The organism is Nocardioides pakistanensis, from assembly GCF_054781215.1.
Map to the genome: position 1 here is coordinate 1 of NZ_BAAGUV010000071.1, position 623 is coordinate 623.

Genomic DNA, 623 nt, shown 5'->3' on the forward strand with positions numbered 1-623 from the left:
GTCGTGACCTCGTAGATCACGCTGGGCGCGGTCGCGATGAGGTCGAGGTCGAACTCGCGGCGCAGGCGCTCGGAGATGATCTCGAGGTGCAGCAGGCCGAGGAAGCCGCAGCGGAAGCCGAACCCGAGCGCCACCGAGGTCTCGGGTTCGTACTGGAGCGCCGCGTCGGAGAGCTTGAGCTTGTCGAGTGCGTCGCGCAGGATCGGGTAGTCGCTGCCGTCGAGCGGGTACAGCCCCGAGAACACCATCGGCTTCGGGTCGGTGTAGCCGGGCAGCGGATCCTGCGCGGGCTTCAGCTTGGTGGTGACGGTGTCGCCGACCTTCGACTGGCGCACGTCCTTCACGCCGGTGATGAGGTAGCCCACCTCGCCGACGGCGAGTCCCTTCGTCGGCATGGGCCCGGGTGACGAGACGCCGATCTCGAGCGCCTCGTGCTCGGCCTTCGTCGACATCATGAGGATCTTCTCACGCGGCGTCAGCCGCCCGTCCACCATGCGCACGTAGGTGACGACGCCGCGGTACGGATCGTAGACGGAGTCGAAGATCATGGCGCGCGCGGGGGCGTCGATCTCGCCCACGGGTGCGGGGATCCGCTCGACCACGCGATCCAGCAGCTCCTCGAC

At 68.2% G+C, this 623-nt stretch carries 1 protein-coding gene; it reads right to left on the reverse strand.

Going from position 1 to position 623, the window contains the following annotated elements; translation table 11 throughout:
- Positions 1-623, reverse strand: a 623-nt coding sequence (locus ACYVIH_RS20490) for an EF-Tu/IF-2/RF-3 family GTPase (protein ID WP_460871396.1), incomplete at both ends; no start/stop codon positions are given.